The 8,511-nt window shown below is 66.6% G+C and carries 5 protein-coding genes and 3 pseudogenes; 3 read left to right on the forward strand and 5 right to left on the reverse strand.

Annotated features, from left to right (window positions below; translation table 11 throughout):
- Nucleotides 1-575: 575 nt before the first annotated feature.
- Complete coding sequence (locus tag AC0699_RS38560) at nt 576-1,502, forward strand: MFS transporter (protein WP_478670884.1); 927 nt, start codon at nt 576-578, stop codon at nt 1,500-1,502.
- Between the two features lie 333 nt (nt 1,503-1,835).
- On the opposite strand, the pseudogene AC0699_RS38565 reads toward AC0699_RS38560, so the two are convergent.
- From AC0699_RS38565 to AC0699_RS38585, 5 genes and pseudogenes are all read right to left on the reverse strand, one after another.
- A pseudogene (locus tag AC0699_RS38565) lies at nt 1,836-2,075 on the reverse strand (hypothetical protein); the annotation flags it as partial.
- 108 nt (nt 2,076-2,183) lie between these two features.
- Nucleotides 2,184-2,549 (reverse strand): hypothetical protein, encoded by a 366-nt coding sequence (locus AC0699_RS38570; RefSeq protein ID WP_478670894.1) that lies wholly within the window; start codon nt 2,547-2,549, stop codon nt 2,184-2,186.
- Nucleotides 2,489-3,607 carry a transaldolase family protein gene (locus AC0699_RS38575; RefSeq protein ID WP_478670887.1) on the reverse strand — a complete coding sequence of 373 codons (1,119 nt, stop codon included), beginning with the start codon at nt 3,605-3,607 and terminating at the stop codon, nt 2,489-2,491. The genes AC0699_RS38570 and AC0699_RS38575 overlap by 61 nt, the downstream gene beginning before the upstream one ends.
- Nucleotides 3,608-4,341: 734 nt before the next feature.
- Nucleotides 4,342-4,570, reverse strand: a pseudogene (locus AC0699_RS38580) (helix-turn-helix domain-containing protein); the annotation flags it as partial.
- Nucleotides 4,571-5,224: 654 nt separating this feature from the next.
- Complete coding sequence (locus AC0699_RS38585; RefSeq protein WP_478670889.1) at nt 5,225-6,685, reverse strand: YVTN family beta-propeller repeat protein; 1,461 nt, start codon at nt 6,683-6,685, stop codon at nt 5,225-5,227.
- Nucleotides 6,686-7,110: 425 nt separating this feature from the next.
- Between AC0699_RS38585 and AC0699_RS38590 the strand changes: the two are divergent.
- Together AC0699_RS38590 and AC0699_RS38595 are read left to right on the forward strand one after the other, a co-directional pair.
- Nucleotides 7,111-7,812, forward strand: a pseudogene (locus AC0699_RS38590) (ISL3 family transposase); the annotation flags it as partial.
- A 197-nt stretch (nt 7,813-8,009) separates the two neighbouring features.
- Nucleotides 8,010-8,432: a reverse transcriptase domain-containing protein gene (locus AC0699_RS38595; RefSeq protein WP_478670891.1), complete on the forward strand. Its 423-nt coding sequence runs from the start codon at nt 8,010-8,012 to the stop codon at nt 8,430-8,432.
- The last annotated feature ends 79 nt before the right edge of the window (nt 8,433-8,511 follow it).

Below are 8,511 nucleotides of genomic sequence, written 5' to 3' on the forward strand. Positions count from 1 at the left end.
CGCGCGCTTGCGCAGCTCAAGGCGGTAAGGGGAAGGGCGTGCCATGACTCGATCCTCTCAAATGATCGAGTCCCTACCGAACCCGGAACGGTTCACAGTGTGAGCAGGCCGAAGACGATGTCACTGTACGAGGAGGTGTCGGTGACGATCATCTCCGGGCGCTTGCCGCCGTAGCCCAGTCAATAACCCTCACGCATCCAAGGCTCAGAAATGTAATAGCTCAAGCGGGAGTCAGTCTCCGCGCTCTATCCAAAACGCCAGCAGTGCCGCCCCCGCCGCGAGCATCACTATGCCTGCACCGATAATTAGATTTACTAGCATGACGCAGCCTACTCCAATTTGTTAATGAGCGTTCACTTAATGTTTCTCGTAGTGCAACATTGACAATCTGATGTCGGAAAACGTCGAGTAGGGTGCAATTACGGGAGTTGCTACAGGCCGGCTCCGGTCACCCTCGGGGACCGGAGCCAGCGATCTGGGTCTCCCCAGTCCCTACGGTAGGGATGGAGGCCACCCGTAAACCTCCGCTGTTCAGTCGCCCTCCCGGGGGAGGCCGGCGTCGACCGACGGGGTGCATGTGCATCCTGCTGCGCGTCCGGGTACCGGCGGCGCACAGCCCGCGCCGGTGCCTGCCGCGCCGAGACGACGGACGCCGCTGGGAAGCCGTCCGCCATATCACGGCCCGCCCCGAGCTGCTGTGGATCCTCGCCCTCGTCGCACTGATGGGCATGCTCGGCTCGAACTTCGCCGTACTGCTGCCCACGTACACTGCCCTGGGCTGGGGAGCGGGCGCGCCGTCCTTCGGTCTGCTCAGCACCGTACTGGCCGCCGGATCCCTCGGCGGCGCGCTGTGCGCCGGACGGCTGTGCGGTGGCCGCCTCCCGGTCCTGGCCGCATCCGCCGGCGCCCTCGGCGTCCTCGAAATGGCCGCGGCCGTTTGCCCGAGCGTGTGGGCCTTCGCCTTTCTGCTCGTCCCGATCGGCGTGTGCGCGCTGGTCTTCAGCACGACGGCCAACGCGGCCGTGCAACTCGCAGCGGACGCCCCCATGCAGAGCAGGATCGGGTGTCTACGTCGTCGCCCTGCTCGGCGGCGCGGCCGTCGGCGGCCCCGTCACCGGTGCCCTCGTGCACACCGTCGGCCCCCGCGAGGCCTTCGCCGTTGCCGGCCTCTCCTGCATCGCCCTCGCCGCCCTGGCCGTCGTGCTGGCTTCCCGCTTCCGCCACCGCAGAGCCCTCGCGTCTCCACGTGGCTTGGTGCCGGGTCCTTCGCACGTTCCCTACGGGCCTGCTGCCAGTGTCGGGAGCGATCGCTGGAGTTCACCGGCAGTCTCGAAGCCGTCAGCGACGAAGTTCCAAGGCCCCGCGTCGGTGAGGTGCTGACATCGCAGTTGGGAGGCCGTCTGGCGGGCTTCGTAGGTGCGTCCGGCATCCCACAGGGGCTGATCCGGTATGCCTCGATCAGGCGTGGTTTCTCGCACCCGGTATCCAGCAGCTGCTGGTAGAGCGCGCAGTCGTACTTCTCCGCGTCGTTCCAGTCGCCCGAACAGAAGCTGAGCCTGCCGACAGAGGGCCTGCACGTCTGTCGAGGCCGAGAAAGCAGTAGCAGGCTGGCTCGTTGAAGGTCAGCCGGTCGACGACGCGCCCGCCCGGCCGCCCAGGGCGAGGGCTATGGCTCCCGCACCCTGCGCAACAGGAGGGTGAGGCGGCCGTGGTGGAAGGTCAGCCTTCTGTCTGCTCGGCGAGACCTTTGCTCTCTGCGCAGGCACGAGCATGAGGTCAACGGTGTAATCGACGAAAGTCGCGCATCTCCAGCTGGGCGAACAGATCAGTTGCCCACCGGGGTCAACCTGCGCACAGAGGCCGAACAACCGCGGGGCGCCCGACAGTGAACGCACCAGGTGCGTGATCTTCGACGGTTTCTCATCGCGCACCGCTGCTGGGACATAGGTGCCCTGCACGGTCTCGTCGCTGCGCCCGTGCTCGTCCGGGCCTGGGTGCAGCCGGTAGACGGCCCACACGCTGCCGTGCGTCGACCAGATCAGATGCCCGGCGATATCACGGATTGGCACCCTCACCGCGTGCCTCCGCTCTGCACACGGAGTTCGAGCAGCCTCTGGACACCCGAAACCGGCACGAGTTCAGGTGGCGCTGGTATCCGGCGGCCTGGCGCCTGCGAAGCGCCACTACGCGCTGCCCGGCCGGCGACGCCGGAAGCCGCGCGGTTCGCCTTCGGCACGGCAGGCACCGCAGCGTCGGGCCTCACCGGCGGCGTCTTCGATGACGAAGCCGCCTTGCAGCGTGTGCTCCACGATCCCGGGCGGCGCGACAACCGATCCGGTCACCTGACGGCTGCCATGCCAGCAACAGTCAGCCAAGGCGTCCAGACCAGACTGGTCCAACTGGTGCAGGCACCGTCGCACCGTCTTCTCACCGCAGGCCACCTCGGCTGCAATCGCCAGGACCCCCGCCCCCAGCGCCGGGCGCGGCGTCAGACGGTCGCCGGCGTGTGGTGCAGGTTTCGGCTCAGATCGTCGAGGGTCCTTCGCCATGTGGCTTGCTCCCTCGACAGCGCTTGCAGTTCCAGCTGTCGTGTGATGGTGGCGCACGAGACGCCGAACCAACACAGGTAGTCGAGGACTCGGCTGGAGTGCGCGTAGTGGCGGCGTACCCGGTCCCCGACGATTCGGCCGTGGTCAGTGACGTCCCCGAGCAGATCCACCGACATACTCATCACCGTGTCCCCGGTGACGAGTTCCTCGACGTAGCGCGTGTCCCCAGGGTGTTCCGGGGACAACGGTGCGGGGAGCCACATCAGACGCTGGGGCCGGGCGCCGTGGGCGGCCAGTCTCTGCCACCGGGCAGAGGCCAACATCTGTTCGTACACCTCGTAGGCGAGGCGTGCGTTGGCGAGTCCGGCGCGGCCGGTCATGGCCATGGCCTCCGGCGTTGCAGCTTTCGTCAGTTCGGCGTCCACCGCACGGTCCAGTTCGCTGACGTGGAAGGAGGCGACCGAAGCGATGTCCGCCAGCGTATGGCCACGGGCATGGGCTGCCTCCAAGCCACTGAGATAGGCGTCCAGCACCTGCTGGTAGCGGTCGGCCGAGAAGACGAGGGTGGCGTGAACGCCGATCCCCTTCGCGACGCACTCACTCAAGGCACGCGTTCCAGCATCGGTGGCCGGCACGCCTACCAGGACGTTTGGGCGGTCGAGGAACGAGTGGAGGGTCAGTGCCGCGTTCAGGATGTGGCGGGTGTCGTGGGCGTGGCGTGGATCCACATCGACCGTGACGTACCCCTCGCGGCCGTCGGTGCGGCGGTGGACCCCGAGCAACAGGTCGCACTGACGGTGGATATCGTCCACCACGAGTGTGTGCAGGGCGATCGACTCGGGCATGCCGTCGCCCCGTGCTGCGTTCTGCGGCAATGCACCGTCGACAGGACCGCGGCGGTGTGTGTGGGCGAGGAGTGCCGGGTGCAACGTAAGACCCACAACTCGTTCTGACTCGACCATGGAACGCAGAGCCTGCGGGGGGAAGGGGTCCTTGCTCGCGTCATCGAGCCATACCGATATCCCCTCATGACGCATGCGGTTGATCACGTCAGTCATCTGCTCCTCCTCCGCCGGGCCGGCTGGCAGTGGTCCCAGCTGCCATCGTCGCTTCGTCTGGGTGGGCCCTGCGTTTGATGCAGACCCTGTGTCCAGCGTCGGCCGCAGCGGGCCACGTTCCGGGCGCCGATCGGTGGACGTGCCGGATGACCATAGCCTCCACCTGACGGTCCAGCATTTCAGTCTCCTCCCTGCTGACTTGCTGGTCCCCTTCGCCATCTACGCGCCTTTCGCACGCTCGGACTACTACGGGGCCTCCGCCCCATCCCACGGCCTCGGCCCCGACGAGCCTGCCCTGGACCAGGCTGGCTGCCTGGCCCGGAGGGCGCCCGGAAATGGTTCCCACGTTCACTCAATGACGGCTGACGAGGGAGGTGCACAGCTCTTGCCCGGCAGCGTCGCCACGACTACGCCGCAGTCCTTCGTCGAGGCCTCCTCACCGACGGCACTACGTGACTTCGAGTTGACCGTCGCAGCGGTCACGCACTGCATCCCCATATCCACCAGATTGGAGCCGGTTCGTCGCTTACGGAGCTTTGCCACTGGTTCCTCGCGTACACCTTCTCGTCTCGCTTGCCGGACCCGCACTGTCTGGCAGTGCCAGCACGTCCTGGCGTTGTCAGGGTTACTCCCCGGCGTCCCCCGTATCAGGCTGCCCCCAGCTTCAACCGGACTGCTGCGACAGTCCGGTGACGGAGTCCTTTCACCCCCCGATCATCAAGCGCCTTGTGGCGCACGGTGCCGTCCACGATGACGTAGTCGCCCTCGCCCAGGCCCACCAAGGCCTCGTGCAGTCCCGGCGCCCACGAGGTCAACACCTCGATAGCGCCAGGCCGTCGCCTTGAAGACACCAAACCCTGCTCCGACCTGCGCGAACGTCTCATTCTTGCGCAAATCCGCCAGATCTCGCTCTTCGATATGCCGGTGTCCGAGCCTTGACCGTGTCGTCGACCGAGCGGGGCGACACCCCGCCATGCCGGGACAAGGCCACCGGGCACCCCCTGGGATCGAACTGGCCGTTCACAAGGACAGTTGCACGGCGGCCAGCCGCGTTCTCAGGGAGCATTCACCAGCAGTCGATGCACTCCAGGTGTCCTGCGTCAAGTTTGGCTCAGTGTGGCCCGCACACATCGGACTCGATCAGCCAGTTGGTAAACGTTCCTTCCATCAGTAAAGGGGTACATCGGGCCACTGCCGAGGGGCCGGTACGAGAACTATCGGGACTACTCGTGGACGTCAGGTCCACATTGAGAGGGTCTCTTGATGAAGATGAAAATCATGACCTTCGGTGTTTCCTCGCTGCTGGCGCTCGGAGGTGCCTTCGCGGGGCCGCGGATTGCCTCCGCTGCCCCGGCGCACCTCAAGGCGCCGACCATCTCGTCCGCTAACAGGCAACCGCCCTCGCCACGGCCCGGAGCACCAGGCGCTTCATCGAGACCTTCGCCGCCGGATCCAGGACGGCGTCCGCGAGCGTACGGCCGCGGACGGCCACAGCCTGGGCCGGGGCTGGTGGGGCTGTGCGCTGCTGTCACGCACTTCAGGGGCCCACCGCGCCCCGGTCCGCATCTAGGGATTACGGCTTCGCGACTGTGGCCGCTGGGGCTCGGCCGGGCTGGTTCATCCTCGTGTCATCGCTGGCGTGAGGGCGGGGATGCTGACGCCGTTCTGGCTGAGCATGGCTGCCCACGGGTTAGGCCTGTCGTGGGGGGGCTTGTCGTGGTCGTCTTGCTTGCAGAGGGTAGCGGTGGAGGGCTGGTAGATGTCGTCGCCGGCGAAGGTGGCGGTGTAGCAGGTGTCCTTGTCCTGCCTGCCGCGGACGTGGCAAGTGGCCTTGCCTCGCCCGTCCGTAGTGTCCGTGCACAGCGAGGTGTCGTCCCTGGTGAAGGTGATGTCCTTGCCTTCCAGGGGCAGGTCTTGGGAGGTCAGCTTCGCCTTCAGCGTGAGGCCGCCGCCATGGTCACCCAGGCCCAGGCTGTGCGGGTTCTTCTTCTGCTTCTGCACCTTCAGGTCCAGCGTGGTCGGGATCCGCCCCTGAGCACGGATCGTCCCGATCGCCACGCCACGGGGGGTGTCGCCGACGGGGATGGTGGCGGTGACGGTGTTGGTGGCGGTGTCGATCACCGACACGCTGTTCGAGGCGCTGTTGGTGACGTAGACGCGGGAGCCGTCCGGAAAGACTGCCACGCCGGTGGGGCCGTTGCCGACGGGGATGGTGGCGATTACGGTGTTGGTGGCGGTGTCGATCACCGACACGCTGTTCCCCAGGGCGTTGGTGACGTAGACGCGGGAGCCGTCGGGGGTGACCGCCACGGCGGTGGGGGCGTTGCCGACGGGGATGGTGGCGATGACGGTGTTGGTGGCGGTGTCGATCACCGACACGCTGTTCGAGGCGCTGTTGGCGACGTAGACGCGGGAGCCGTCCGGGGTGACCGCCACGCCGACGGGGAAGTTGCCGACGGGGATGGTGGCGGTGACGGTGTTGGTGGCGGTGTCGATCACCGACACGCTGTTCGAGGCGCTGTTGGTGACGTAGACCCGGGAGCCGTCCGGGGTGACCGCCACACCGTGTGGGAAGTTGCCGACGGGGATGGTGGCGGTGACGGTGTTGGTGGCGGTGTCGATCACCGACACGCTGTTCGAGACGCTGTTGGTGACGTAGACCCGGGAGCCGTCCGGGGTGACCGCCACATCACGGGGGGCGTCGCCGACGGGGATGGTGGCGATGACGGTGAAGTTGTTGATCACCGACACGTTGTCCGAGCCGTTGTTGGTGACGTAGACCCGGGAGCCGTCCGGGGTGATCGTCACATCACGGGGGTCGTCGCCGACGGGGATGGTGGAGATGACGGTGGTTCCGCTGATGACGGACACCGTGCCCGCACCTTCGTTGGCTACGTAGGCGACAGTTGCGCCCTGCGCGGCGGCTGGCGTGGCGACGGCGATCGGGACGGCCAGACCAGCCAGGACCGCCAGCCCCGCCACCCAGGCCCGCACCAGTACCCACCACGAACCCCCGTCCCCGCGACTTCGCCCCCCGCTCCCCGGTTCCGACACCGCCCGTACAGCGATACCCGACATGAAAAACCTCCTGCGCGCAGCCCCACCACAGGTGGTGGATGTGAGTGCTCCGAACCGAACCCGGCGATTGATGCTCCGTCATCGACGTCTCAGACCGCCGGTTAGACGTTAAACGCCGCGAGCAGCCCGTAACCGCAGTGCGCCGCCGGTACAGGGCCGTACGGACGAGTCGAATCCCCCGTATAGAAGGGCTCAAGGCAGGCGTACATAGAGCATTTTCAACCAAGGCCACCGATCGACTGGGTGAGCGCCAGAAGCGGTCCGCCCCGTACTTGGTGAATCCGCCTCTTCTGTGCCCGCCTCGGTTCAGGCCCAGTCGATGCCGAGGTCGGCAAGCTGGGCGCGCTGCTGGGACTGTAAATCGTTCGGCCCTGTCTCACATTCGGTGGTGACGGAGAGTTGTGAGGGTCGTTGACTTTCATGTGATGGATGTCAACGAGCTTGTGAGGACGGTGTTTTCGGGTCTGTCCCCGCTGGTTATGGAGGATGTGGCCGACGAGGGTGAGCGGATCGTGGTGCGGGCCCGGACGCCGCTGAACACCGCGGTCTGCCCGGTGTGCGGGGCCTCGTCGGGACGGGTGCACGGCTATCACTGGCGGACGGTGGCCGACGTTCCGGTCGACGGGCGACGGGTGGTGGTCCGTGTGCGGGTGCGGCGTCTGGTGTGCCCTACGCGAGGCTGCCTCCACACCTTCCGCGAACAGGTGCCCGGGGTGCTGGAGCGATACCAGCGACGCACCGCTCGTCTGACCAGGCAGGTCAAGGCCGTGGTCAAAGAGTTAGCGGGCCGGGCGGGATCACGTCTGCTGGCGATACTCGCGGTGGGCCTGTCCCGTCACACGGCCCTGCGCACCCTGCTGCGCATCCCGTTGCCCACCGGGCGGGTGCCCCGCGTGATCGGCGTCGACGATTTCGCTCTGCGCCGGCGGCACCGCTATACCACCGTGGTGATCGACGCCGAGACCCATGAGCGGATCGACGTGCTGCCTGACCGTACGGCCGACACGCTGGAAGCGTGGCTGCGCGAGCATTCAGGTGTCGAGGTCGTGTGCCGCGACGGCTCAGCCACCTACGCCGAGGCCATCCGCCGCGCCCTGCCCGACGCGGTCCAGGTCGCGGACCGGTGGCAGTGCGCCATGAGGCGCCTTGTCGTATCCCCGATTCAGTCGGGAAGAATTTGGAGGGAGGTTCTTGGGTCTGATGGCTTACCTAATCCGGAAACGGTGATGGGACCGCAGCATGCCAGAAAATCGACGGCCGGGCTCAGGCATTGGAGACGGGGCGCCGAGGGACCCGCGTGACACGGGCCCGGGTGTTCCCGGCCGTGCTGTTCGAGCGCTATGCCGATGACGCGGTCGTGCACTGCTCCAGTCGTGGGCAGGCCGAACGGGTTCTTGCAGCGATCGCAGAACGAATGGGTGAGGTAGGGCTGGATCTGCACCCGGACAAGACTCGGATCGTGTACTGCAAGGACGGCAAGCGGCGCGGCTCTTTTGAGCACATGTCGTTCACGTTCCTGGGGTTCACTTTCCGGCCTCGCGGGGCACGGACGAGGACAGGAGAGATGTTCCTCTCGTTCGCTCCGGCGGTCAGCAAGGACGCTTTGAAGAAGATGGGGGCGATGGTGCGAGCTTGGAAGCTGCACCAGCGTTCCGGTCTGTCCGAACGAGACCTCGCTCGATGGATCAACCCGGTCGTGCGAGGTTGGATGCAGTATTACGGAGCGTTTAGCCTCGATCTTTCTTGACGGTCTGCCGACGGAGTCGGCAGACCGTCGTGCGTTCTGTGGCTGGCGAGGGCAGCGCGGAGGCCCGACTGTCGTGTCG

The organism is Streptomyces sp. NPDC043870 (genome assembly GCF_056435785.1).